The organism is Streptomyces zaomyceticus (assembly GCF_014656215.1).
Taxonomy (GTDB): domain Bacteria; phylum Actinomycetota; class Actinomycetes; order Streptomycetales; family Streptomycetaceae; genus Streptomyces; species Streptomyces zaomyceticus.
In genome coordinates, this window is sequence record NZ_BNBZ01000041.1 from 39,847 (window position 1) to 62,545 (window position 22,699).

Sequence of the window (22,699 nt, forward strand, 5' to 3'; positions counted from 1 at the left end):
CGCTCCGTGTTCACCGGGACCGGCGACGGCGCACGTGCGCATCGAGCCCGTGTACGCGTCGGACCCGCGTGCGCCTCAGAGCGTGCTGCTCACCGGCGGTGCCGCCCAGGACGGTGCGATCCCGGTCAGCTGGCAGACCAGCAGGTACAGCGGGATCGGCGGGGTGTAGGGCGAGGTGCCGTCGGGATGGTGGATGAGGCGGGACCGGCGGTCCGGGATCTCGGCGCCGCGCGCGTAGCAGGCGGGCAGCGGCCAGGTCACGTCGTGGTCGGAGCCGGCGGGGACCAGCCACCACCACCATTCGGAGTCGGCGTAGACGCAGCCGTTGGCGGGGAGGCGGGAGAGGATCTTGAAGCCGAAGCGGGCGGGGACGCCGACGGCGTCGCAGCCGAGGCCGGTGTGCAGTCCGACGGGAACGGTGAGGCGGGTGGTCTCCAGCTCCTGGAGGCGGGAGGCCCCGGAGATTCCGAGGGGGCCGGAGAGGAGTCCGGGGGAGCGGCGGGGTTCCGGTGCGCGGCCCGCGCGGCGGGCGGCGGGGGGCCTGCGGGCGGCCCCGGGAAACAGCGGGATCATGCGGGTGGCCATCGACCTCAGCACGGTTCCCCCATGCCGTGGGCCAGCTCCGCCCACACGACCTGGGCGGTGCCGTGCCCGGTGCGGTCGGCGCCCCAGGCGCTGCACAGTGCGTCGACGATGAGCAGGCCACGGCCACGCTCGTCCTCGCCGCAGTCGCGTATCCGCGGTCCTGCGGCACCGCCCTCGTCCCGCACGGCTATCCGCAGTGTCTCCTCGCCCTCGCGGATCTCGCAGACGACCCGGTCGCTGGCGGTGTGCACCACGGCGTTGGTGACGAGCTCGGAGACGACGAGCGCCACCGTGTCACGTATGTCGGGGCCGCAGCCCCACAGAATGAGCCGCTCCTCCGCGAGCCGCCGGGCCCGGGCGACCGACCCGGTGAGTGCCGGGAGCTCGAAGGCGAAGCGGCGGACGGTATCGGTGCCGGGATAGGTCTGGGGCTGTGGGCGCGGGGCCATGACTCGGGGACTCATGAGACCTGAAGGCTGCGCGTTACCAGAAGCCACGACCGGTTCCTCACAACAGTGGGCAGGACTGCCGTACGGCGCTGTCGCCGTGGCGCGGTGGCGCACGGCGGCAGCGTGTACTGGTTCACCGGAACACTGTCCTCCTGACTCGGACACTTGGCAAGTGGCACTCTGAAAATTGCAGAGTGCCGTGTTCTCTCTGGCCCTGCTTCGTGGCACACTCGTCGAAACAGTGCGTCGGGGAGGTCTGAGAGTGAGCGAGCCGCGGTCCGCCCCCACGGTGGGACAGGTCGTTCTCGGCAGGCGCCTGCAGGATCTGCGGGAGCGGGCCGGCCTGAAGAGGGAAGAGGCCGCGAAGATCCTCCGAGTGGCCCCGGCCACCGTCCGGCGGATGGAGACCGCCGAGGTCGCACTGAAGATTCCGTACGTGCAGCTCCTGTTGAAGGAGTACGGGATCACGGACTCCGAGGCCGAGGGGTTCATCGCCCTCGCGGAGGAGGCCAATCTCCCCGGCTGGTGGCAGCGGTTCCACGACGTGCTGCCCGGCTGGTTCTCGATGTACGTGAGCCTGGAAGGGGCCGCCAGCCTCATCCGGGCCTATGAGCCCCAGTTCGTCCCCGGTCTGCTCCAGACCGAGGACTACGCCCGCGCCATTCTGCGCAGCGGGGCGGTCGGTGGCGGCAGCGATGCCGGCAAGGACGAGGACGCCGAGCGGCATGTAGCCCTACGGATGGAGCGCCAGTCCCTGCTGACCAGGGAGGACGCCCCGAAGTTCTGGGTGATCATGGACGAGACGGTGTTCCGCCGACCGGTCGGCGCCGGGCCCGAAGTGATGCGCGACCAGCTCGACCGGCTGCTCGAAGCGTCCGAGCTGCCGAACGTCACCCTGCAGATCGCGGAGTTCGCGTCCGGCCACCACCCCGGCACCTACGGACCGTTCGTCCTCTTCCGCTTCGCCATGCCGGAGCTTCCGGACATGGTCTACAGCGAGTACCTGACCGGCGCCGTCTACCTCGACGCGCGCCCCGAGGTGGCATCCCACCTGGAGGTCATGGACCGCATGGCGGCTCAGGCCGCGACTGCACAACGCACGAAGGAGATCCTCCGGGATCTCCGCAAGGAGCTGTGAATGGATCGCATATACAACGGCATGCCCGCCGCTGAGCTCGGTGCCGAGGGTTGGCACAAGCCCTGGAGCGGCGGGAACGGGGGCAACTGCGTCGAGGCCATGAAGCTGGCCGACGGCAGAGTCGCCGTGCGACAGTCCGCAGACCCTGAAGGACCCGCGCTCATCTACACCCACGGGGAGATAGCCGCTTTCATCCAGGGGGCCAAATCCGGTCAGGCTGACTTTCTGCTCACCTGACCCCTTCCGTCCCGCCCCTACCGTCGCGTAACTCTTGCTGTAGCGCCACTCGTTCATTCCGACCAGGAGAGCCGATGACCCAGGACCCCGCATCCGTACGGATCGACACCAGCACGCCGCATCCGGCACGTATGTACGACTGGTTCCTGGGCGGCAAGGACAACTACCCGGTCGACGAGGCCATGGCGCGCCAGCTGCTCACCGTCGACGCCCGGGGCCGGGACATGGCCCGCGTCAACCGGGCCTTCATGCACCGTGCCATCCGCTGGCTCAGCGCCCACGGCGTCCGTCAGTACCTGGACGTCGGTACGGGCATCCCGACCGAGCCCAACCTGCACCAGATCGCGCAGGAGGCCGCGCCGGACTCCCGCATCGTCTACTGCGACAACGACCCGATCGTGCTCGCGCACGCGGCCGCCCTGCTGCGCTCGACCCCGCAAGGGGCGACCGAGTACATCCAGGCGGACGCCCGTGAGCCCGAGATCATCCTCGAGAGGGCCGGAAAGGTCCTTGACTTCGATCAGCCCATCGCGCTGTCGATGCTCGCCCTGCTGCACTTCGTGGGGGACGAGGACGGCGCGTACGAGCTGGTCCGCAAGCTCGTGGACCAGCTGGCACCGGGCAGCTACCTGGTCCTCTCCCACGTCACCGGGGACTTCAACCCCGAGGGCGCGGCGGAGGCGGTCGCGATGTACAAGGCGCGCGGGCTGACCCTGCGGCCCCGCTCGCGGGACGAGCTGGCCGCGTTCTTCGACGGAATGGAGTTCGTCGAGCCCGGGGTCTCGCTCACCGCCGAGTGGCACCCGGAGCTGGGCATACCCGTCCCGGTGCCGGGCGACGAGCCCATCCCCGGGTGGGCCGCGGTCGCCCGCAAGCTCTGACCCGACAGGAACGGCGCGGGAGAAGGCCCGTGGACCTCCCGGTCCACGGGCCTTCTCCATGCCGCTCCACCGGCCTCCCCGGCGGTGCCGGCCTCCGCCGGGCCGTTCCTACGGCCGGCCCGGCGGCACCAGGGTGACCAGGAAGCTCCGCGCGCGCCCGACATTGCCGGCCGCGTCGATCGTGCGGTACTCGATCGTGTGCGTGCCGTGGTCGGGGCTCGCGTCGTCCCACGGCACCGCCCGGCTCCGGCCCAGCTTCCCGTACACGAGGTCGTCGATCACCGTGCCGCCCGGAGTGAAGCGGAACGGCGCGTCCGCGTCCGTCGGCCAGCCGTAGTACGTGTACCAGCCGTCGCCGTCCACCCGGAACTGGCTCACCACCGCGCCCTCCTGGTCGTCCCGCGCGGTCAGGCGCATCGTGAACGGCCCGTCGTAGACGTACTCCGGGGGGCGTCCGGCACGTCGTACCGTGCGTACCGGCTCGGACAGCTCGTACGAGGCCGAGGCGGACGTCGCGTCCACCGTCCAGCTCAACTTCTCCTCCGTACCCGCGAGATGCGCGGTGAGGGTGTGGGTCCCCGGAGTCAGTCGCAGCGAACGCAGGTCCAGATCACGGTCGTTGGGGCCGGTGGCGACGGGACGGCCGTCGAGCCGCCAGCGTACGGCCGGTGTCCGGTCCGTCGGGTGGGTGGTGTCCGCGTGGACGACGGCCCGCGCGCCGACGGGGGAACCGGTGGGCGTGTGGCCGGTGAACGCGGCCGCGGTCCCGTCCCGCACGGTGGCGAGCGAGGAGTCCACCGTCCAGGTCACCGTCCGGGTGAGCGCCGCGGACGCACGGACCGCCGGGTCGCGGACGAAGGGTGTCGGGTCGGTGACGGTGGCCGTGAGGGTGTGGGTGCCGGGAGAGAGACGGAGTTTCCGCAGGTCGACCGTGCGGGCGCCGTGGGTGGGGAGCGTCCGTCCGTCCATCCGCCAGGTCACGGAGAGCGCCCCGCCCACCGGGTGGAGGGTGTCCACCCACACGGTCCGGTCCGCGCCGATCGGCGCCGAGGCCGGTGTGTGGTCCTGGACCGGGTTCACCTTGGCGGAGATCGCCTGGACCATCACCTCGCGTTCCACCTGGTCGAAGGCGTAGCCGAGGGTCTTCATCAGCGAGTGGCGGCTCGGCCGCCAGACACCCTTCGTGCTGTACAGACCCCCCTCGAAGCGGCCGACGACTCCGCCCGACTCGCTCTCCTCGCCGAGCCAGCGCCACCACTTGGCCCGCCGGTCCCGCATCTGGCGTTCTGTCAGGAGGGTGTGATGGGTGGAGGACGGCTCGGGGCCGGAGTACGTCCCGCCGGGCACCCCCCGCGCGTAGTAGTCGTACTCGTCCTGGAGTCCGCCGAGCGAATGGCCTATCTCGTGCGGGGTGATGAGGGAGGAGAGGGCGTTGCCGCCGGACGCGGTGGCGTAACCGCCGCCCGCGCCACCGTAGGTGGAGCTGTGGGCGAGGGCGACGACCTGCCGGTTGGCGCGGGTCGTGCCGGGCACGAGATCGGCGAGCGCGGCCGCCTTCGCGCTGTCGACGGTCAGCAGCCGCTGCACACTGTCCGGGTTGCAGCCGCCCCAGAACCCCATGTCGAGCACGGTGTCACGGGCGGGTGCGGTCAGGCCGGGGTCGCAGTCGACGCCGGACTCGGCCGAAGGGGCCTCCACCGCCCACACGTTGACGTACGAACGGTAGGAGGCGAACGGCTCGATGCTCCACAGGGTGTTGAGGTGCCGTTCCAGGTCGGCCCGGAACTCCGGCATCTCCGCCGCGGTGTAGCCGTCGCCCATGAAGACCAGGTTGAAGCGCCGGTCCGTGGGTCCGGTCGTCTGTACGGGGACGACGACCGGAGCGTCCCCCGGCGTCGGCGCCCCTGCGGCCGCCGGCGCGGTTCCCACCAGACCGGCGGCCAGCAGACAGACCGCGACGAAGCGGGCCACCTCTCGTCGAACTCCCGTGCGCTGTGAAGTCATGGGGCGCGAGCCTAGGCCGCGCCCCCGACCGCGTAAAGATGTTCGCCGGCCGTACGACCGGCGGTCGATTCAGCGCCGGAGGTACGCCAGACCCTCGTGTTCCGCCGTGTACCCCTCCACGAGCCGGCGGGCCACCGCCACCGAGTCGACCAGCGGATGCAGGGCGAAGGCCTTGACGGCGGTGGCGCGCGAGCCGCTCTCCGCCGCCGCGAGGACCTCCCGTTCCACCGCCTTCACGGCGGTCACCAGGCCGACCGCATGGTACGGCAGCGGGGACACCGCCACCGGATGGGCGCCGTTCGCGTCCACGAGGCAGGGCACCTCGATCACCGCGTCCGCGTCGAGCGCGGCGAGCGTCGTGCCGTTGCGCACATTGAGGATCAGCGTGGTCCGCTCGTCGCGGGCGACCGCCCGCATCAGGGCGAGTGCCACCTTCTCGTAGCCGCCGGACTCCAGGTCCTCCTCGTCGCGATCCCCGGTCCCCGCGGCCTCCCGGTTGGCCGCCATGTAGGTGGCCTCCCGGTCGGCGAGCGTACGGTGCCAGGTCGCCAGGGCCGGTGTGCCGGGCTTCCCCATCTCCTCGTAGAAGCCGGACTGCTGGTCCCTGAGATAGGCGCCGCGTGTCCGCTCCGCGGTCCGGTAGGCGTGCACCGCCTCCCGGTTGAAGTAGTAGTAGTGCAGGTACTCGTTGGGGATCGCGCCGAGCGAGCGCAGCCACTCCGGGCCGAAGAGCCGGCCCTCCTCGAAGGAGCCGAGCGCCTCCTCGTCGGCGAGCAGCCGCGGCAGCTCGTCCCGGCCGCCGATCCGCAGTCCCCGCAGCCAGCCCAGGTGGTTGAGGCCCACGTAGTCGATCCAGGCCTCGTCGGGGTCGGCGCCCAGGACGCGGGCGACCCGGCGGCCCAGGCCCACGGGGGAGTCGCAGATGCCGACGACCCGGTCGCCGAGGATCCGGGACATCGCCTCCGTGACCAGGCCGGCCGGGTTGGTGAAGTTGATGACCCAGGCGTCCGGGGCGAGTTCGGCGATCCGGCGGGCGATGTGCACCGCGACGGGAACGGTCCGCAGCCCGTACGCGATCCCGCCCGCGCCCACCGTCTCCTGGCCGAGGACGCCCTCGGCGAGCGCGATCCGCTCGTCCGCCGCCCGGCCTTCGAGGCCGCCGACCCGGATCGCGGAGAACACGAAGTCCGCGCCGCGCAGCGCCTCGTCCAGGTCCGTCGTCGCCGTGACACCGGGTGCGTCGGGCACCCCGGCGCCCTGCTCCGCGAGCACCCCGGCGATGGCCGAGAGCCGCCCCTCGTCGAGGTCGTGGAGCGTGACATGGGTGACCCGCCCCTCGGCGTGGTCGCCGAGGAGAGCGCCGTACACCAGCGGCACCCGGAATCCGCCGCCTCCGAGAATCGTCAGTTTCATGCTCGTACGCTACTCGGACGCACTCTCTGAGCAGCGGGATTCCCGCCCGGCGTCCAGGCGCCCGTCCATATGCCGGGCGCCGTGCCGCGCACAGGGTGGGGGACAATGACCGCATGTCCCGACGCAAGGCCCGCCCGCGCCCGTCCGCCGCCCGTCCGCCCGCGCCCGCCGTGACCGCGGAGTCTCCCTGCCCGTGCGGCCTCGACGCCCCGTACGGCACGTGCTGCGGCCGGTTCCACACGGGTACGGGCGGGACGGCGCCCACCGCCGCCCTCCTCATGCGCTCCCGCTACAGCGCCTTCGTCGTCCACGACGAGGCCTATCTGCTGCGCACCTGGGCGCCGGAGACCCGTCCGGGCGAGGTCGACTTCGACCCCGGTCTGCGCTGGACCGGTCTGGAGATCGAGGAGACCACCGAGGGCACCGCCTTCCACCAGCGCGGCACCGTCACCTTCACGGCCCGCCACGTCCACGACGGCGAACCGGGCGCGATGCGCGAACGGAGCCGCTTCGCCCGCCACGAGGGCGCGTGGGTGTACGTGGACGGCGACGTCACGGAGTAGCGGGACGACGCCACCGGCCGGCGGGGCGCCGTCACGACCACCACGGGATGACACGGCCGACCCGGCCGCGTCACCGGCCGGGTCGGAGGGGGCGGGGCCCGATGTGTCCCGCGGTCCCGTGTCAGGCGCCGGTGGTCCGGACCGGCACACGTCCGCCGCCGTCGCCGCCGAGCGAGCGGTCGGGGAGACCGTTCGCGAGGTCCTCGGCGACGACCTTCTTGGCGATGGCGTCCGTCGCCACCCGGAGTTCGGGGCCGCTGGGCCGGCCGCTCTCCTGCTCGACGCGGTCGGAGAGCCAGTCGCCCCACGCGTGGGTGATGACGTCCGCCTCGCGCTTGCCCGCCGGAGTGTGGGAGAGCAGATGGCCGTCCCGGGTCAGGAATCCCTCGTCGACCATCCGGTCGAAGGCCGGAAGGAGCACCTCGGGCGGGACCCGCCGACCCGCCGAGATCAGTCCCAGACTCGCGTGGCCGACGGTCCGGGTGTAGAGCTCGACCTGCATCACCGCCCATGCCCCGGCCGTGTCGAGCCGTGTGTCGGAGGCGTCCAGGATCCGCCGTGCGGTGGCCATGTCGATCCGGCGCATGATCCGGCCCACGACCAGCTCCAGGTGCTGTGCGGAGTCGCCCGACGAGGTGGGGGAGGCGAAGCCCTCGCCCATGTCGGGTGCGGCGGCGCGTGCCGAGTCGCGGAGTGTCACCTGCTTGAGGAAGAGCGCGACGACGAAGCCGACGGCGGCGACCGGAACCGTCCAGAGGAAGACGGTGTGGAGGGTGTCGGCGTAGGCGTTGATGATCGGCTCGGCCACCAGGTCGGGCAGTCCGTGCACGCCGTCCGGGCTCTGCGCGGCCTGTGCGAGTCCCGCCGGATCCACGCCGACGCTCTCCGCGACGGCCGCGGCCTCGCCGACCCCGGCCGCGAGGTTGGGCGTGAGGGAGTTGACGTAGATCGTCCCGAAGACGGCGGTGCCGAAGGAGCTGCCGAGCGTACGGAAGAAGGTGACGCCGGAGGTGGCCGTGCCGAGATCGGCGTAGTCGACGGTGTTCTGCACGGCGATGGTCAGGACCTGCATGCACAGGCCGATGCCGACGCCGAGCACGAACATGTACAGCGAGGCCAGCCAGGTGCTGGTGTCCGGCTCCATCATGGACAGCAGATAGAGCCCGATCCCCATCACCAGACAGCCGACGATCGGGAAGATCCGGTAGTGGCCCGTCTTGCTGACCACGTTGCCGCTGAAGACGGAGGCGATGAGCAGGCCGACGACCATGGGGAGGGTGCGGATGCCGGAGACGGTCGCCGAGTCCCCGTCGACGTACTGGAGGTAGGTCGGCAGGAAGGTCATCGCGCCGAGCATGGCGAAGCCGACGACGAAGCTCAGCACGGAGCAGACGGTGAAGACCGGATTGCCGAACAGCCGCATCGGCAGCATGGGTTCCGCCGCGCGGGTCTCGACCCAGCAGAACAGGGCGAGTGCGACGACGCCTCCGGCGAAGAGGCCGATGATGACCCCGGAGGTCCACGCGTACTCGTTGCCGCCCCAACTGGTCGCCAGGATCAGGGCGCTGGCTCCGGCGGCGACCAGCGCGATGCCGGCGTAGTCGATGACCGGTTTGCTCGCCGACCGTACGGAGGGGATCGTGCGGGCGGCCGCGATGACGACCAGGATCGCGATGGGCACGTTGACGTAGAAGGCCCAGCGCCAGGTGAGGTGGTCGGTGAACAGACCGCCGAGGAGCGGACCGATGACGGTCGAGACGCCGAACACGGCCCCGATCGCACCCTGGTACTTGCCGCGTTCGCGCAGCGGGATCACATCGGCGATGAGCGCCATCGAGGTGACCATCAGGCCGCCCGCGCCGATGCCCTGCAGGCCGCGCCAGACGATCAGCAGCGTCATGTTGGTGGCGAGTCCGCAGAGGAACGACCCGGTGATGAAGACGATCGCCGAGATCTGGAAGATCACCTTGCGGCCGAAGAGGTCGCCGAACTTGCCGACGAGGACGGTCGCGACCGTCTCGGCGAGCAGATAGGCGGTGACCACCCACGACATGTGGGCCGCGCCGCCGAGGTCCGAGACGATCGTGGGCAGAGCGGTGCCGACGATCGTCTGGTCGAGGGCGGCGAGGAGAACACCCAGCATGATCGTGCCGAAGACGATGTTGCGTCGGCGGCTGTCGAGCACGGGCGGTTCCGTGGTGGCCGGGGGCGCGGGTGCTGCGTCGCTGGTCGTGGTCACTCTCGCAGCGTCACACCGGCCCCGTCCGGGTGCATGCGGGGGACGGCCGAACGGGCGGCCCCCTCAGGGCCGTGCCTGTGGACCCGTCAGGGCCGTGACCTGCGGACCCGTCAGGGTTCCGCCGGCGGGGTGAGGGCCGCGGCCCGGCGGCGATCAGGGGGTGACGGGCAGTTTCGGGTGGTGCTTGGCGAGGATCTTGTTGGCGCGGGCGAGCGCGGCGAGCGCGTGCTCGCGGTCCGCCCGGTCCTCCGCGCACAGCGGCCCCCGGAAGCGGTACACCTCGCGCGCCGCGCAGTCCGCGTCGACCTCGGCCTGGAGGACGTGCAGCGGCAGGCAGGAGCCGATCAGCGCGGCGACACGGTCGGGGATCGGGACGGGGACGAGGCGGGACGGAGAGGTGATCACGGGTCAGTCCTAGTGGGTCCGGGAAGCGTACGGAAGGGTCTGCTCTCCATACGTACCGGATCGCCGTACGGGTTCCGGCACGGCGATGTCGCGGTGGGGCAACGACGTGACGGCCCTTCGGCGCGGTGTGCGCGGACCGGAGCGGGCGAGCGCGCAGGGCCCTCCGACGCGGCTCGGGACGTTCTCGCAGGTACGGGCCCGGGAGCTCGTCGCGGAATTGTTCACCGTCTCTGCGTATCGACTGTAAGTGCGACGAACGCATGCCCGATGAGGGAGTGTGAGGGCCGATCGGGCACCGGGCGAATGTGAAGCATCTCACTCGGCGGATCGGCGTCTTCCGGACGGCGGGAGGGGAGGGGGAGGGCTGCGGGCGAGCCGACGCCGGGCGGAGAACGGGCAGCGGCAGCAGTGGCAGCAGTGACGGTAGTGGCAGCTGTGGTGCGGTGGACGCGGCAGCGGCGGCAGGGGCATCGCGGCCCGGCGGTCGCCGGGGCCGCCTACGTCAGGATCGCGGACAGGTCGTACGAGACGGGCTCGTCCAGCTGCTCGTACCCGCAGGACTCCGGAGCGCGGTCCGGGCGCCACCGCTTGAACTGCGCCGTGTGCCGGAAGCGGTCGCCCTCCATGTGGTCGTAGCCCACCTCGCACACCCGCTCGGGCCGCAGGGCCACCCAGGACAGGTCCTTCTTCCCCGACCAGCGGCTGGGCGCGCCCGGCAGCCGTGCCCCCGCGTGGGCGGCCTCCTCCGCCCAGGCCGCCCACGGATGTCCGTCCGGCGGGTCCATCCGGAGCGGCTCCAGCTCCTCGATCAGCTCGGCCCGTCGTCGCGCGGTGAAGGCCGCGCAGACGCCGACGTGCTGGAGCGCGCCCTTGTCGTCGTGGAGGCCGAGCAGCAGCGAGCCGACCACCGGCCCGCTCTTGTGGAAGCGGTAGCCGGCCACCACGACATCGGCCGTCCGCTCGTGCTTGATCTTGTACATGAGGCGGGCGTCGGGCCGGTACGGGAGATCGAGCGGCTTGGCGATCACCCCGTCGAGCCCCGCGCCCTCGTACTGCTCGAACCACCGGGCGGCGAGCTCGGCGTCCCGGGTCGCCGGGGCCAGGTGGAGCGGCGCCCCGACCCCGTCGAGCATCTCCTCCAGGGCGGCCCGGCGCTCGGCGAGCGGGGTGTCGAGGAGCGAGGTGTCCCCGAGGGCGAGCAGGTCGAAGGCGACGAACAGCGCCGGGGTGGTCCCGGCCAGCATGCGGACCCGTGAATCGGCCGGATGGATCCGCTCGCTGAGCCGGTCGAAGTCGAGATGGCCGTCGTGCTCGATGACGATCTCGCCGTCGACCACGCAGCGTTCCGGCAGCCGTGCCGCGAGCGCCTCGACCAGCTCGGGGAAGTAGCGGGTGAGGGGCTTTCCGGTGCGGCTGCCGATGACGAGCTCCGGCCCGTCACGGTGCACGATCGCGCGGAAGCCGTCCCACTTCGCCTCGTACTGCATCCCCGGCGGGATGCGCTTCACGGACTTGGCGAGCATCGGTTTCACGGGCGGCATCACCGGAAGATCCATGAGGCGATTGTCCGGTATGCGGGACTTGTCGGCGAGCCCTAGGCTGACCGGCATGGCAGGCAAGGCGGCAGCGGTGGAACTGGAAGTCGGCGACCGGACAGTGCGCGTGTCCAATCCGGACAAGGTGTACTTCCCCGAACCCGGCTACACCAAGCTCGACATGGTCAGCTACTACCTGGCCGTCGGCGACGGCATCACCCGCGCCCTGCGCGACCGGCCCACCACCCTGGAGCGCTACCCCGACGGGGTGACCGGCGAGTCCTTCTTCCAGAAGCGGGCCCCGAAGTACCTGCCCGACTGGATCCCGACCGCCCACATCACCTTCCCCAGCGGGAGGTCCGCCGACGAGATGTGTCCCACCGAGCCGGCCGCCGTGCTCTGGGCCGCCAATCTGGGGGCCGTCACCTTCCATCCCTGGCCGGTGCGGAGGGACGACACCGATCATCCCGACGAACTCCGCATCGACCTCGACCCGCAGCCCGGCACCGACTACTCCGACGCCGTCCGCGCCGCCCACGAGCTGCGTGCCGTCCTCGACGAGCACGGACTGCGCGGCTGGCCGAAGACCTCCGGCGGGCGGGGGCTCCACGTCTTCGTGCCGATCGAGCCGAACTGGACCTTCACGCAGGTCAGGCGGGCGGCCATCGCCTGCGGCCGGGAGCTGGAACGGCGGATGCCGGAGCAGGTCACGATCAAGTGGTGGAAGGAGGAGCGGGGTGAGCGGATCTTCGTCGACTACAACCAGACCGCCCGGGACCGGACGATCGCCTCCGCCTACTCCGTGCGCCCCCGCCCGCACGCCCCCGTGTCGGCGCCGCTGCGCTGGGACGAGGTCGACGACGCGGTGCCGCGGGACTTCGACATCAGGACGATGCCGGTCCGGTACGCCGAGGTCGGTGACGTCCATGCCGGCATGGACGACGAGCGGTTCAGCCTGGAGTCGCTGCTCGAACTGGCCCGGCGGGACGAGGCGGAGCACGGACTCGGTGATCTGCCGTATCCGCCGGAGTATCCGAAGATGCCGGGCGAGCCGAAGCGGGTGCAGCCGAGCCGGGCGAAGAAGGAACCCGCGGAGGAATCCGCGGAGGGGTCGGCGGAGGAGTCGGGCTGAGGGGCCGGCGGGCGACGGATCGAGGGGCGGGGCGGGGTTCGGCGGCGGTGGGGCGGGCCGGTGTCTTCCGGGTGGGCACCGGCCCGCCCTTCTTCGACCCTAAAACAACACGAACGGTCGTGCTAGCATTTTTGGGTATCCAGGACGACCGAGGAGATCCGGCATGTACCCGATGGCTCCGCTCATCCGCACCGCCCTGAACACCACCGCCCGAGTCGCCCCCGGACCGGCCGGCCGCGCGGCCTTCCACCTCTTCGTCCGCCCGCTCGGCCGCGCGCGGGTGAAGCCCGAGGAGGAGGCCCTCCTCGCGACCGCGCGGACCGGACACCTCCGCGTCCGGGGCAAGGGCGTCGTCACCTACGCCTGGGGGGACGGCCGCAGACCCGTCCTCCTCGTCCACGGCTGGTCCTCGCGCGCCTCACGGCTCACCGCCTTCGCCGAAGCGCTGCTCGCGCGCGGCTACAGCCCGGTCGCCTTCGACGCACCCGGCCACGGGGACTCCCCGGGGCGGGCGAGCAACATCGTCGAATACCGCGCGATCATCCGGGAGTTGCACGCGCGGCACGGTGACTTCGACGCGGTCGTCGCGCACTCCTTCGGCGTACTCGCCTCCCTCTTCGCGCTCCGGGACGGCGTCCGCACGGCCCGCTTCCTCGGGCTCGGCGGCGTCGGCTCCTTCGACCTGCTGGTCAAGGGCTTCCGGGCCGGGCTCGGCGTGGACGAACGGGTCGTCCGGTGCATGCGCGCCCATGTGGAGCGGCGGCTCGCTCCCGACGAGCCCGGCATCTGGGACCGCCTGGACGCCGACCTCGACCCCGGCGCGCTCGACGCGCCCGTTCTGCTCTTCCACGACGAGAGCGACGACATGGTGCCGCCCGCCCAGTCGCGGCTGCTCGCCCGGGCCCACGGCGAACGGGCGCGGCTCGTCGTCACCCGAGGGCTGGGGCACCGCCGCATCCTGCGGGACCCGGACGTGGTGGCGGAGGCGGTGGAGTTTCTGACGGCGCCGGTGCCGGTGCCGGCCGCCGGTGAAGCGTCGGAGGGGCGGGTGGCCGCCGCGGGCTGAGCGGGGGGTGTGGAGGGATGGGCGGAGGGTGCGGACAGGCGGAGGGTCTACTCGCCGCCGACGGCATCGACGGCATCGACGGCATCGACGGCATCGACGGCGTCGGCGGCGTCGAGCGCGCCCCGGCCCTGCTCCGTGGCCGAGTCGCGCAGGCGGGAGGTGACACCGCGCTCGGCGCGGGCGTACGCCCGGGTGTCGCCGAGCAGTACGGACTGCGCGTTGGCCCCCTCCATGAGGGCGATCACCTCGAAGGCCAGCTGTTCCGCATCCAGGTCCCCGGCGAAGTCGCCGACGGCCTGAGCCTCCGTCAGGGTCCGTTCCATGTAGGCGTTCCAGTCGAGTCGGGTCCGGGCGACGGCGTCGTGCACCGGACCCGTGCGGGCATCGAACTCGGCCGCGACCGCGTAGAAGAAGCAGCCGCCGGCGAAGACCCGCTCGGAGGAGTACGTGAGCCAGTTCCGGCACAGCTCGCGGACCCGCCGTGCGCCCGGCGGCACGTCGTTCAGGGGGGTGACGACATGCTCGGCGAAGACGGCTGCGGCGGCCCTGATCGTGGCGAGCTGGAGCTCCTCCTTGGAGCCGAAGAGGGCGAAGACGCCACTCTTGCTCAACTGGAGCTCGGTCGCGATCCGCCCCAGGGACAGGCCTTCGAGCCCCTCGACCGAGGCGATGTCCATGGTGCGGCCGAGCACGAGGCGCCGGGTCTGGTTCCCGCGCTCGACGCGCCCGTCCGTCTTGGTCCCGGTATCGCCACCGGTGCTGCCGCTCATCCGTCCATGGTACTGAACGCACGACCGTGCGGATATCTGTGCCGGGTGGCCCCGATGGCTACCCGGCCCGCTCTCCGGGGTCCCGGCGCTCCGCCGGGGCGAGCAGCAGGACCTCCAGGGCGCGGGCGCACGACCGCGCCTGGGCCAGGTACCAGTCGAGCCGAGCGTCGGTGATCAGCTCCGGGGTCGCGCGGACCGCGAGCGCGAACCTGGCGTGCCCCGCCCGCTCCAGGACCGGCACGGCCAGGGTCCGCACCCCGTGGGCCGACTCGCCGTCGTTGAGGGCGTACCCGGCCTCCCGTACGCGGGCCAACTCGGCCGTCAGGAGCGGAGGTTCGACGATCGTCCGTTCGGTGAACGCATACAGCGGCGGCAGCGAGCGAGGACCGGCCTCGCCCGCCCTGGGCCAGGCGAGCAGCACCTTGCCGAGTGCCGTCGAGTGCAGCGGCCGGCGCAAGCCCACCTTCGGGGTCACCGAGCCGCCCGCGACGATCACCACGTGCGGCCCGCTGCGCAGCGCCAAGTCGGCCGTGGCGCCGGTTCGTTCGGCGAGATCGGCGAGCTCGGGCGCCGCCAGATGGAGCCCCCGCTGGTGGTACGAGAGCCGGCCCAGCTCCGTCATCGCCGGACCGAGGCGGTAGCGGGCGGTCCGGGCGTCCTGCTCCAGGAAACCCGCGCCGAGCAGGGTCCGGGCCAGCCGGTGGGCGGTGGAGGTGGAGAGCCCGAGCCGCCGGGCGAGGTCGGAGGCGCTCAGGTCGGGCCCGTTGTCGTGGAAACAGTGCAGCACATCCAGTGCGCGGCGGACCGCCTGGGCGCCCGCCGGGGGTCGGACGGTGCCGGCCTCGGTCGTCATAGGGTTCGCTCCCCGTGGGTGATCGGGCTCCCACGCTCCCATATGGCGGGAGCCGAATCAGGGCTCGGACGAGGTCGGAAGCACTCCGTTCATACGCAATCCCACATGGTGGGAGATGAGTTGTCGGCGGTGGAGCTTCCATGGCAGGGTTCCGGCCAAGCCACCACAGCGGCACCGAACCGGAGGGAGCAGGGCCCGCGATGAACGGACGACGTACCGCACGACCGACCGCACGATGTGCGCCCGCCATCTGTCCGGCGGCGCCGCTCGCGCTCACCCGGCGCCGTCATATCGACCTGGCGCGGGTCGCGGGGGCCGGCTGTCGCTGACGCGACTCGGTCTCGCCGCGGACCGGCGTGAGCCGGTACCGGTCGACCTGACCCGTCGCCGACACCGTCCGCGGCCGCTGCCCTCGGCGCTGGGCGTCCCTCCGCGTCCGAGGCCGTTCCGTGCCGGGGTCGTTACCGGCCGAGGACGGACGGCGCACCGACGACCACCGGACGCGTGAGCCGTCCCACGCCGAGGCCGTCGTCCCGGCCCTCGTCCGCGTCCCTGCCTTCCCTCGCGCCTCGGCGTTCCGGCTCTCCGCTCGCCCTCGCTCCGGCGCTCCTCCTCTCTTCCGTGTCCGCCCGTACGTTCACCACGGTCGCGTCGCCGCTGCCCGGCATCCGCCGGGGCCCGCTGCCGACCGCCGTCCCACCACACCCGGGGAAGCCCTCCATGACGCATGCCCGTGTTCCCGACACGCTCTGGTTCACCCGTTGCCCCGTCCCCACCGCCACCGGTGTCGCCGCCGACCGGGGCTGGCTCGCCCGGGAGTTCGCGCCCGACGGCATCTCCGTCCGCTCGCTCCAGGACGCCGAGCCCGGTGCCGACCGCGCCACCCACTTCACCCACGCCCTTCCCGGACTCCTCCGCGAGGGTGGCAACGTGCCCGCACTGTGGGCCCGCGCACGGGGGGAGCGCACCCGGCTCGTCGGACTCACCTGGATCGAGGAGCGCCAGGTGGTGCTCGTCGCTCCCGGCTCCCCGGTCCGCGGCGCCGCCGCCCTGCGCGGTCTCCGGCTCGCCCTGCCCCGGCACTCGGTGGCCATCGACTTCTGGCGTGCCATGGCCCTGCGCGGCTTCGAGGGGGTCCTCGCCTCCGCGGGGTACGGACTGGACGACGCCGTCCTGGTCGACGTCCCCGCCGACGGCCATCGGGGCCAGTGGGCGGCGGAGCTGGACGCCCTCCGCCGGGGCGACGTCGACGCCGTCTATGTGAAGGGCGCCCTCGCCGTCGAGGCGGCCCGTCGCGCCGGGGCCGAGGTGGCCGTGGAGCTCGACGCGCTCCCCGACCCCGTCCACCGCGTCAACAACGGAACCCCCCGCCCCCTCACCGTGCACCAGGACCTCCTGGACGAGCATCCCGAGCTCGTGGCCCGCTTCCTGGCCGTCCTGCTCCGCGCCGCCGACTGGGCCACCGGCGAGCCGGACGAGGTCGCCCGCATCCTCGGCGCCGAGACCGGGGCGGGTGCCGAGGGGGTCGCGGGTGCCTACCGGCCCGGTACCCACCGCACCCTCCACCCGGACCTGTCCGGGGCCCGGCTCGACCTGCTGGCCCGGCAGGAAGAGGCCCTGCGCGCCCACGGCTTCCTGCCCGAAGCGGTGGACGTACGCGCCTGGGCGGACCCGGAACCCCTGCTCAGGGCCCGGCAGCTCGCGGCCGTCGCCGGGCCGGAGCCGTCGCCCCGGCCGGTCCCGTAAACCTGCCGCGCATCACCGCCCCCGCCCTCACCCGTCCTCCCCTCCCTGACCCCGTACCCCGGCTCCACGCCCCCCGGCTCCATCCCCCGGCCCCACTCTCCCGAAGGACCACCGTCATGCGCCCACTCGCCCCGCCCGCCGCCCGCACCGCGCTCGTGGCCCTCGCCGCCCTCGCCACTCTCACCGCCTGCGGAGGCAGCCCGGCCGCGGACTCGGCCGCCGGCCGGGACGGCGGCGGGGCCAAGGGGGCGAAGGGCACGGTCACGATCCGCATCCCGGACCCCGGCAACGCCGGTGTGCTCGCCCGTGGCAAGAAGGACGGCAGCCTGGACAAGGCGCTCGCCGCCGTCGGTGCCAAGGTGGCCTGGACCGGCAGCGCCGGTCCCTTCGCGCCCGCCGCCCAGGCGATGAACGCCGACCAGCTCGACATCGCGACCGGCTCCATCACCTCGGGCATCACCTCCCTCTCCCAGAGCCCCGGCTTCGTCTTCTTCACCGCCACGGCCCCCGATCCGGTCGGCGAGGGCATCCTCGTCCGCGAGGGCTCGGACATCGACTCCGTCGAGGACCTCGTCGGTCGCAAGGTGGCCGTGAACAAGGGCGGCACCGGCGAATACCTGCTCCTCAAGGCCCTTGCCAAGGCGGGCATCCCCGCGGACAAGGTGGAACGGGTCTATCTGCGTCCCGACCAGACCGCCGCCGTCTTCAACGCCGGCCAGGTCGATGCCTGGGCCGTCTGGTCCACCTACGCCGTCGCCGAGATCGGTTCCGGCAAGGCCCACTTCGTCGCCGACGGCACCGCCATCGGCTCCGACAACTACAGCCTCAACGCCGTCCGTTCGGGCTTCGTCAAGGAACACCCCGAGGTCGTCGAGGCGCTCTACGCCTACCTCCACGACAACAGCGCCAAGGAGAAGCGGGACCCCGCCGCGTATCTCAACGTCTTCACCGACGCCGGCCCCACCGCCGTCAACGGCAAGGCCAAGGAGGTCCAGATCGCCTTCACCGCCAAGTCCGGCACCGTCGACCCGATCAAGCCCGAGGACATCAAGCGCTTCGAGACCGTCGCCGGGTTCTACGCCGACCAGAAGGTCACCCCGAACAAGGTCGACATCGCTGCCCACCTCCTCGACATCGAGAAGCTGTCATGACGGCGCCCGTGAGCTCCCCGTCCGCCGCAGTCCCCGGGCCGGAGAAGGAGACGCCGGAGAAGGTGACGCCGGAGAAGGTGACGGCGCCGGAGGAGACATCCGTGGACGGACGCCCTCCCGGGCTCGTCCTGCCCCGTCCCCAGCTCCGCCGGCCCCGCTCCCGTACGTACTCCCTCACCGTCCGCGCCCTCGGCCCGGTCGCCCTCCTCGTCCTCTGGTGGGTCTCCTCCGCCACCGGCCTCCTGACCCCCGACGTCCTCGCCTCACCCCCGCAGGTCATCGACGCGGTGGGGGAGCTGTGGGGCAACGGCCAGCTGCCGGACGCGCTCGCGACCTCCCTCACCCGCTCGGGCATCGGGCTCGTCATCGGTCTCGCCGCCGGGCTCACCCTCGGCATCACCACCGGCTTCACCCGGCTCGGCGACGAGCTGCTCGACTCCTCGCTCCAGACCCTGCGGACCATCCCCTTCCTCTCCCTCGTCCCCCTCTTCATGGTCTGGTTCGGGATCAACGAGACCGCGAAGATCCTGCTCATCGCGGTCGCCACCACATTCCCCATGTACGTCTCCACCGTCGGCGGCGTCCGCAACACGGACCGCAAACTCGTCGAGGCCATGCGCACCTTCGGTCTCGGCCGGCTCGCGATCGTCCGCCAGGTCGTTCTCCCCGGCGCGCTGCCCTCGCTCCTCGCCGGGCTGCGGCTCTCCATGACGCTGAGCGTCATCGCGCTCATCGCCGCCGAGGAGATCAACGCCACCGAAGGCATCGGCTATCTGATGTCCCAGGCCCAGAGCTACGCCCGCACCGACATCCTCGCCGTCTGCATCCTCGTCTACGGTCTGCTCGGCCTCACCGCCGACGTGCTCGTCCGCGGTCTGGAGCGGTTCCTCATGCCCTGGCGCACGGCCGGCCCCGGAGGAGGAGCCCGATGAGCACGTCCACCCCACCCGCCGCCACGGCGGTACGGGTACGAGGCCTCCGCCGGGTCTTCGGTGCCCGGCCCGTCCTCGACGGTCTGGAACTCACCCTGGCACGCGGCGAGTTCCTCGCGCTGCTCGGGGCGAGCGGCAGCGGCAAGACCACACTGCTCCGCATTCTCGGCGCCCTCGACGGCGCCGACGGGGGAGAGGCCCTCGTTCCCGAGGCCCGCACGATCGTCTTCCAGGAACCCCGGCTCATCCCCTCCAAGAAGGTCCTCGCCAATGTGACCGTCGGCCTTCCGCGAGGGGCCGCGACCCGGGCGACCGGACTGCGCGCCCTCGCCGAGGTCGGTCTCGAACGTCACGCCGACGCCTGGCCCGCCACCCTCTCCGGCGGTGAGGCCCAGCGGGTCGCCCTCGCCCGGGCCCTGGTCAGGGAGCCCGAACTCCTGCTCCTCGACGAGCCGTTCGCCGCCCTGGACGCGCTCACCCGGCTCAGGATGCAGGACCTGGTCGGCGAGCTCCGCCGGATCCACCGTCCGGCCGTGCTGCTCGTGACGCACGACGTCGACGAGGCGGTGCGCCTCGCCGACCGGGTCGCCGTCCTGCGCGACGGAAGGCTGGTCACAGACGAGCCCGTCACGGTCGCCCGCCCGCGCGACCCGGGCGACCCGGCCTTCGTGGCCCTGCGCCGTCGCCTCCTCGCCGACCTCGGAGTCCACCCGTCCGAGGAAGCACCCCCGCACGACCCCGCCCCCGCAACCGTCTCTCCCGAAGGAGTGCTCGCATGACCGTCGTCATCGGTGTCCACCGCAGCAACCCCTCCCTCTACCACCTCTCCCGGCTCGGCTACGCGGAGGAGGAGCTCGCCGCGCTCGGCGAGACCGTGACCTGGCATCCGTACACCGACGGCGTCCGCACCGGCGCCCATCTCGCCGACGGCACCATCGACTTCGGCGGCACCGGCTCCACCCCGCCCGTCACCGCACAGGCCGCCGGGCACGACATCGTCTACACCGCCGTCTCGGCGCCCCGCCCCGACCACGGCGCCCTCCTCGTCCCCGAGGACAGCCCGGTCCGGACCGTCGCCGACCTCAAGGGCGGCACCGTCCACCTGGCCGTCGGTTCCTGGCAGACCCACCTGGTCGCCAAGGCCCTGGACGACGCGGGGCTCTCGTACGCCACCGACATCACGCCCGTACGCGGCGACTCGGGCAGCGAGGAGAAGCTCCGCTCCGGTGCGATCACCGCCTGGGTGGCCCAGGGCGCCGAGCTCGCCGCAGCCCGCCGCACCGGCGGGCTGCGCACCCTGATCCGCACCGGCGAGGTCATCACCGACCGGTCCGTCTTCTTCACCCGGCGCGACCTGGCCGAGCGGCGGCCCGAAGTGGTCGAGGCGCTCACCCGGGCGCTCCGGCGGGCCGACGAGTGGGCGGCCGCTCATCCGCGCGAGGCCGCCGAGATCGCCGCCGCCGACCAGGGCGGCACCGTCGACGACTGGGAGACCGCCCTGCGCGCGCTGCCCTGGACGATCGAGGCGGTCACCGAGGAGTTCGTCGCCGAGCAGCAGGAGGCGGCCGACATCTTCCACCGCACCGGGTTCATCGACCGGGCGATCACGGTCGCCGACGCCCTGCCCCGGAAGGCATGAGCCCCATGACCTCCCCGGCACCCGAAGTCCTCTGGTACATCATCCCGCGCGAAGGCGCCTATCCCTGGGAGCCGGCCGGCCGCCGCCCCGTCGACCTGGGATACCTCACCCAGCTCGCCGGCACCGTCGAACGGCTCGGCTACACCGGCGCGTTGCTCGCCACCGACCTCTACGACGTGTGGCCGCTCGGCTCGGCGCTCGCGGCGTCCACCAGCACGCGCTTCAAGCCGCTGCTGGCCGTCCACCCCGGCCTGATCGCGCCGACGCTGCTCGCCAAGATGGCGCTCAGCTTCGACAACCTCTTCGGAGGACGGCTCCGCTTCAACGTGGTCAACGGCTCCACCGCGTCCCTGCGCGAGTACGGGCTCCACGTCGAGCACGACGAGCGGTACGAACTCAGCGCCGAGTACTGGTCGATCGTCAAACGGCTCACCGCCGGCGAGGTCTTCGACCACAAGGGACGGTTCTACGACCTCAAGGGCGCCGGCGCCTCCTTCCGCGACCTGCGGCCCGTCCAGGAGCCACACGTCCCGCTCTGGTTCGGCGGCTCCTCGGCCCCCGGCATCGAGATGGCCGCCGAGCACGTCGACGTCTATCTCACCTGGGGCGAGCCGCCTCACCTGCTGAAGGAGAAGCTCGACCACGTACGGGCGCGGGCCGCCGCCCACGGCCGTACCCTCCGCATCGGCCTGCGCCTCCACCTGATCGTCCGCGACACCGAGGACGAGGCCTGGGCCGCCGCCGACCGGCTCCTGGACGTCACGAGCGAGGCGACGTACGCACGGCAGCTCGGCGAGCGGGCGGGGGAGGACGGCGTGGGCTGGCAGCGCCAGTTCCGCCAGCACGGCGGCAAGGTGCCCGCCCGGGCTCGCGAACTGGAGACCCACCCGAACCTGTGGCCCGGCATGGGCCTGTTCCGGCCCGGCCCGGGGACGGCGGTCGTCGGCTCCACGGCCCAGGTCGTGGAACGGCTCAAGGAGTACCAGGACCTGGGCGTGGACACGTTCATCCTGTCCGGGAACCCGCTTCTGGAGGAGGCGTACCGGGTGGCCGAAACGGTGCTCCCGGCGCTGGGTGTCACCCGCTGAGGTCGTAGACGCCCCACTCGGTGAACGGCTCGACCTGTACGTAGATCCTGCTCCCCCCGCCCGACGGTCCGGCGGCGCCCCGGTGGTGTGCCGTCGGGCAGGGCGAGCACGGAGACTCCCGTCGGTTCGACGGTGGTCCCGGTGAGCTCTCCATGGGCGAGCCGGTCCGCGTCCTCGCCGTAACCGCCGAAGAAGGCGACCCGTCCCCCGTGGACGGCCACCGCCTTCGCCCCCTTCACGGTGTTGGTCCGCACCGTCACCCGGCCGGCCCGGATCTCCAGGAGAGGGAAGTCGGTGTACGGGCAGGCCCATGCGACGGCCCCGGAGACGTTCAGGGCGTAGCAGTCCGTGATCCAGCCGGTGTCCCCGGCACGTCGCCGGAGTGCCACTGGAATTCACCCGTCGCGCTCCAGCGGCGGATGCCCTCCGGATGCCGCGAAGAGTTTCGGCGCGCCGCGTTGCAAACGGTCGCGGACGTCGCATTGATCGAACGTTGATGGCTCGTTTACGGCCCTCCGGCAGCGTGTACGGCATGCAGACCGACACGAGCGTACTGACCGCACCGGAGCCCGACATGACCTGGCAGGAGAACGCGCTGTGCGCCCAGGCCGGCCCGGAGTTCTTCTTCCCCGCGCCCGGCTCCTCGACCCGCGAGGCCAAGCAGCTGTGCGGCGCCTGCGAGGGGCGGGTGGCGTGCCTGGAGTACGCGCTGCGCAACGACGAGCGGTTCGGGGTGTGGGGCGGTCTCTCCGAGAAGGAGCGGTTCCGTCTCAAGCGCCGAGAGGCCTGAACCGGGGGCCCGGACGCCTCGGCGCGGGGGTACGAGGGGTCCGGGGGCACGAGGAGACGGGCGCGGCAGGCTGATCACAGCCT

Annotated in this window: 23 protein-coding genes; 14 read left to right on the plus strand and 9 right to left on the minus strand. The window is 72.3% G+C overall.

Annotation, left to right across the window (positions count from 1 at the left end):
- Positions 1 to 75 precede the first annotated feature (75 nt).
- Both IE311_RS33120 and IE311_RS33125 read right to left on the minus strand, forming a co-directional pair.
- Positions 76 to 585: a hypothetical protein gene (locus tag IE311_RS33120; protein WP_189835573.1), complete on the minus strand. Its 510-nt coding sequence runs from the start codon at positions 583 to 585 to the stop codon at positions 76 to 78.
- Positions 586 to 590: 5 nt separating this feature from the next.
- The gene (locus tag IE311_RS33125; RefSeq protein ID WP_189835598.1) at positions 591 to 1,034 is read right to left on the minus strand and encodes an ATP-binding protein; all 444 of its coding nucleotides are present in this window, start codon (positions 1,032 to 1,034) and stop codon (positions 591 to 593) included.
- Positions 1,035 to 1,296: 262 nt separating this feature from the next.
- Here IE311_RS33125 and IE311_RS33130 point away from each other — a divergent pair, with 262 nt between their 5' ends.
- The 3 genes from IE311_RS33130 (at position 1,297) to IE311_RS33140 (ending at position 3,290) form a co-directional block, all read left to right on the plus strand.
- Positions 1,297 to 2,172 carry a helix-turn-helix domain-containing protein gene (locus tag IE311_RS33130; protein WP_189835574.1) on the plus strand — a complete coding sequence of 292 codons (876 nt, stop codon included), beginning with the start codon at positions 1,297 to 1,299 and terminating at the stop codon, positions 2,170 to 2,172.
- Positions 2,173 to 2,409, plus strand: coding sequence for a DUF397 domain-containing protein (locus tag IE311_RS33135; RefSeq protein ID WP_015037566.1), 237 nt, complete (start codon positions 2,173 to 2,175; stop codon positions 2,407 to 2,409).
- A gap of 74 nt (positions 2,410 to 2,483) precedes the next feature.
- Entirely contained in the window at positions 2,484 to 3,290 is an 807-nt protein-coding gene (locus IE311_RS33140; protein WP_189835575.1) for an SAM-dependent methyltransferase, read from the plus strand.
- Positions 3,291 to 3,398: 108 nt separating this feature from the next.
- On the opposite strand, the gene IE311_RS33145 is transcribed toward IE311_RS33140, so the two are convergent.
- A complete protein-coding gene (locus IE311_RS33145; protein WP_189835576.1) occupies positions 3,399 to 5,294 on the minus strand; it encodes a M64 family metallopeptidase in 1,896 nt (631 codons plus the stop codon).
- A 69-nt stretch (positions 5,295 to 5,363) separates the two neighbouring features.
- The gene (locus IE311_RS33150; RefSeq protein ID WP_189835577.1) at positions 5,364 to 6,707 is read right to left on the minus strand and encodes a 6-phospho-beta-glucosidase; all 1,344 of its coding nucleotides are present in this window, start codon (positions 6,705 to 6,707) and stop codon (positions 5,364 to 5,366) included.
- A gap of 113 nt (positions 6,708 to 6,820) precedes the next feature.
- On the opposite strand from IE311_RS33150, the gene IE311_RS33155 reads away from it, so the two are divergent.
- The gene (locus IE311_RS33155; RefSeq protein ID WP_189835578.1) at positions 6,821 to 7,270 is read left to right on the plus strand and encodes a YchJ family protein; all 450 of its coding nucleotides are present in this window, start codon (positions 6,821 to 6,823) and stop codon (positions 7,268 to 7,270) included.
- A 121-nt stretch (positions 7,271 to 7,391) separates the two neighbouring features.
- On the opposite strand, the gene IE311_RS33160 is transcribed toward IE311_RS33155, so the two are convergent.
- From IE311_RS33160 to IE311_RS33170, 3 genes are all read right to left on the minus strand, one after another.
- Entirely contained in the window at positions 7,392 to 9,509 is a 2,118-nt protein-coding gene (locus tag IE311_RS33160) for an MDR family MFS transporter (RefSeq protein WP_189835579.1), read from the minus strand.
- A 153-nt stretch (positions 9,510 to 9,662) separates the two neighbouring features.
- Positions 9,663 to 9,914 carry a hypothetical protein gene (locus tag IE311_RS33165; RefSeq protein ID WP_371635200.1) on the minus strand — a complete coding sequence of 84 codons (252 nt, stop codon included), beginning with the start codon at positions 9,912 to 9,914 and terminating at the stop codon, positions 9,663 to 9,665.
- Between the two features lie 497 nt (positions 9,915 to 10,411).
- Positions 10,412 to 11,470 carry an ATP-dependent DNA ligase gene (locus IE311_RS33170; RefSeq protein WP_189835580.1) on the minus strand — a complete coding sequence of 353 codons (1,059 nt, stop codon included), beginning with the start codon at positions 11,468 to 11,470 and terminating at the stop codon, positions 10,412 to 10,414.
- Between the two features lie 52 nt (positions 11,471 to 11,522).
- On the opposite strand from IE311_RS33170, the gene ligD reads away from it, so the two are divergent.
- Complete coding sequence (gene ligD / locus IE311_RS33175) at positions 11,523 to 12,581, plus strand: non-homologous end-joining DNA ligase (protein WP_189835581.1); 1,059 nt, start codon at positions 11,523 to 11,525, stop codon at positions 12,579 to 12,581.
- A 163-nt stretch (positions 12,582 to 12,744) separates the two neighbouring features.
- Positions 12,745 to 13,647, plus strand: coding sequence for an alpha/beta hydrolase (locus IE311_RS33180; protein ID WP_189835582.1), 903 nt, complete (start codon positions 12,745 to 12,747; stop codon positions 13,645 to 13,647).
- Positions 13,648 to 13,694: 47 nt separating this feature from the next.
- On the opposite strand, the gene IE311_RS33185 is transcribed toward IE311_RS33180, so the two are convergent.
- Together IE311_RS33185 and IE311_RS33190 are read right to left on the minus strand one after the other, a co-directional pair.
- Positions 13,695 to 14,417 (minus strand): TetR/AcrR family transcriptional regulator, encoded by a 723-nt coding sequence (locus IE311_RS33185; protein ID WP_189835583.1) that lies wholly within the window; start codon positions 14,415 to 14,417, stop codon positions 13,695 to 13,697.
- A gap of 58 nt (positions 14,418 to 14,475) precedes the next feature.
- Entirely contained in the window at positions 14,476 to 15,270 is a 795-nt protein-coding gene (locus IE311_RS33190; protein ID WP_189835584.1) for an IclR family transcriptional regulator, read from the minus strand.
- Positions 15,271 to 15,470: 200 nt separating this feature from the next.
- Between IE311_RS33190 and IE311_RS37410 the strand changes: the two genes are divergently transcribed.
- The 8 genes from IE311_RS37410 to IE311_RS33225 all read left to right on the plus strand — a co-directional run bounded on the left by IE311_RS37410 (position 15,471) and on the right by IE311_RS33225 (position 22,616).
- Positions 15,471 to 15,599: a putative leader peptide gene (locus IE311_RS37410; RefSeq protein ID WP_373314020.1), complete on the plus strand. Its 129-nt coding sequence runs from the start codon at positions 15,471 to 15,473 to the stop codon at positions 15,597 to 15,599.
- Positions 15,600 to 15,990: 391 nt separating this feature from the next.
- Positions 15,991 to 17,016 (plus strand): ABC transporter substrate-binding protein, encoded by a 1,026-nt coding sequence (locus IE311_RS33195; protein ID WP_189835585.1) that lies wholly within the window; start codon positions 15,991 to 15,993, stop codon positions 17,014 to 17,016.
- Between the two features lie 116 nt (positions 17,017 to 17,132).
- Complete coding sequence (locus IE311_RS33200; protein WP_189835586.1) at positions 17,133 to 18,167, plus strand: ABC transporter substrate-binding protein; 1,035 nt, start codon at positions 17,133 to 17,135, stop codon at positions 18,165 to 18,167.
- Positions 18,164 to 19,099, plus strand: coding sequence for an ABC transporter permease (locus IE311_RS33205; RefSeq protein WP_189835587.1), 936 nt, complete (start codon positions 18,164 to 18,166; stop codon positions 19,097 to 19,099). The genes IE311_RS33200 and IE311_RS33205 overlap by 4 nt, the downstream gene beginning before the upstream one ends.
- Entirely contained in the window at positions 19,096 to 19,878 is a 783-nt protein-coding gene (locus IE311_RS33210; RefSeq protein ID WP_189835588.1) for an ABC transporter ATP-binding protein, read from the plus strand. The genes IE311_RS33205 and IE311_RS33210 overlap by 4 nt, the downstream gene beginning before the upstream one ends.
- Positions 19,875 to 20,738, plus strand: coding sequence for an ABC transporter substrate-binding protein (locus IE311_RS33215; protein WP_189835589.1), 864 nt, complete (start codon positions 19,875 to 19,877; stop codon positions 20,736 to 20,738). The genes IE311_RS33210 and IE311_RS33215 overlap by 4 nt, the downstream gene beginning before the upstream one ends.
- Before the next feature lie 5 nt (positions 20,739 to 20,743).
- Positions 20,744 to 21,826 (plus strand): LLM class flavin-dependent oxidoreductase, encoded by a 1,083-nt coding sequence (locus tag IE311_RS33220; RefSeq protein ID WP_189835590.1) that lies wholly within the window; start codon positions 20,744 to 20,746, stop codon positions 21,824 to 21,826.
- A 532-nt stretch (positions 21,827 to 22,358) separates the two neighbouring features.
- The gene (locus tag IE311_RS33225; protein WP_189835591.1) at positions 22,359 to 22,616 is read left to right on the plus strand and encodes a WhiB family transcriptional regulator; all 258 of its coding nucleotides are present in this window, start codon (positions 22,359 to 22,361) and stop codon (positions 22,614 to 22,616) included.
- Positions 22,617 to 22,699 lie beyond the last annotated feature (83 nt).

What these genes read in the sequence shown, in the direction of transcription:
- IE311_RS33220 (WP_189835590.1), top strand. Translation starts at nt 20,744, where the DNA reads ATGACCTCCCCGGCACCCGAAGTCCTCTGGTACATCATCCCGCGCGAA.
- IE311_RS33190 (WP_189835584.1), bottom strand. Translation starts at nt 15,270, where the DNA reads ATGACGACCGAGGCCGGCACCGTCCGACCCCCGGCGGGCGCCCAGGCG.
- IE311_RS33185 (WP_189835583.1), bottom strand. Translation starts at nt 14,417, where the DNA reads ATGAGCGGCAGCACCGGTGGCGATACCGGGACCAAGACGGACGGGCGC.
- IE311_RS33195 (WP_189835585.1), top strand. Translation starts at nt 15,991, where the DNA reads ATGACGCATGCCCGTGTTCCCGACACGCTCTGGTTCACCCGTTGCCCC.
- IE311_RS33210 (WP_189835588.1), top strand. Translation starts at nt 19,096, where the DNA reads ATGAGCACGTCCACCCCACCCGCCGCCACGGCGGTACGGGTACGAGGC.
- IE311_RS33200 (WP_189835586.1), top strand. Translation starts at nt 17,133, where the DNA reads ATGCGCCCACTCGCCCCGCCCGCCGCCCGCACCGCGCTCGTGGCCCTC.
- IE311_RS33180 (WP_189835582.1), top strand. Translation starts at nt 12,745, where the DNA reads ATGTACCCGATGGCTCCGCTCATCCGCACCGCCCTGAACACCACCGCC.
- IE311_RS33215 (WP_189835589.1), top strand. Translation starts at nt 19,875, where the DNA reads ATGACCGTCGTCATCGGTGTCCACCGCAGCAACCCCTCCCTCTACCAC.
- IE311_RS33155 (WP_189835578.1), top strand. Translation starts at nt 6,821, where the DNA reads ATGTCCCGACGCAAGGCCCGCCCGCGCCCGTCCGCCGCCCGTCCGCCC.
- IE311_RS33150 (WP_189835577.1), bottom strand. Translation starts at nt 6,707, where the DNA reads ATGAAACTGACGATTCTCGGAGGCGGCGGATTCCGGGTGCCGCTGGTG.
- IE311_RS33120 (WP_189835573.1), bottom strand. Translation starts at nt 585, where the DNA reads ATGGCCACCCGCATGATCCCGCTGTTTCCCGGGGCCGCCCGCAGGCCC.
- IE311_RS33140 (WP_189835575.1), top strand. Translation starts at nt 2,484, where the DNA reads ATGACCCAGGACCCCGCATCCGTACGGATCGACACCAGCACGCCGCAT.
- IE311_RS33135 (WP_015037566.1), top strand. Translation starts at nt 2,173, where the DNA reads ATGGATCGCATATACAACGGCATGCCCGCCGCTGAGCTCGGTGCCGAG.
- IE311_RS33145 (WP_189835576.1), bottom strand. Translation starts at nt 5,294, where the DNA reads ATGACTTCACAGCGCACGGGAGTTCGACGAGAGGTGGCCCGCTTCGTC.
- IE311_RS33170 (WP_189835580.1), bottom strand. Translation starts at nt 11,470, where the DNA reads ATGGATCTTCCGGTGATGCCGCCCGTGAAACCGATGCTCGCCAAGTCC.
- IE311_RS33125 (WP_189835598.1), bottom strand. Translation starts at nt 1,034, where the DNA reads ATGGCCCCGCGCCCACAGCCCCAGACCTATCCCGGCACCGATACCGTC.
- IE311_RS37410 (WP_373314020.1), top strand. Translation starts at nt 15,471, where the DNA reads ATGAACGGACGACGTACCGCACGACCGACCGCACGATGTGCGCCCGCC.
- IE311_RS33225 (WP_189835591.1), top strand. Translation starts at nt 22,359, where the DNA reads ATGCAGACCGACACGAGCGTACTGACCGCACCGGAGCCCGACATGACC.
- IE311_RS33205 (WP_189835587.1), top strand. Translation starts at nt 18,164, where the DNA reads ATGACGGCGCCCGTGAGCTCCCCGTCCGCCGCAGTCCCCGGGCCGGAG.
- ligD (WP_189835581.1), top strand. Translation starts at nt 11,523, where the DNA reads ATGGCAGGCAAGGCGGCAGCGGTGGAACTGGAAGTCGGCGACCGGACA.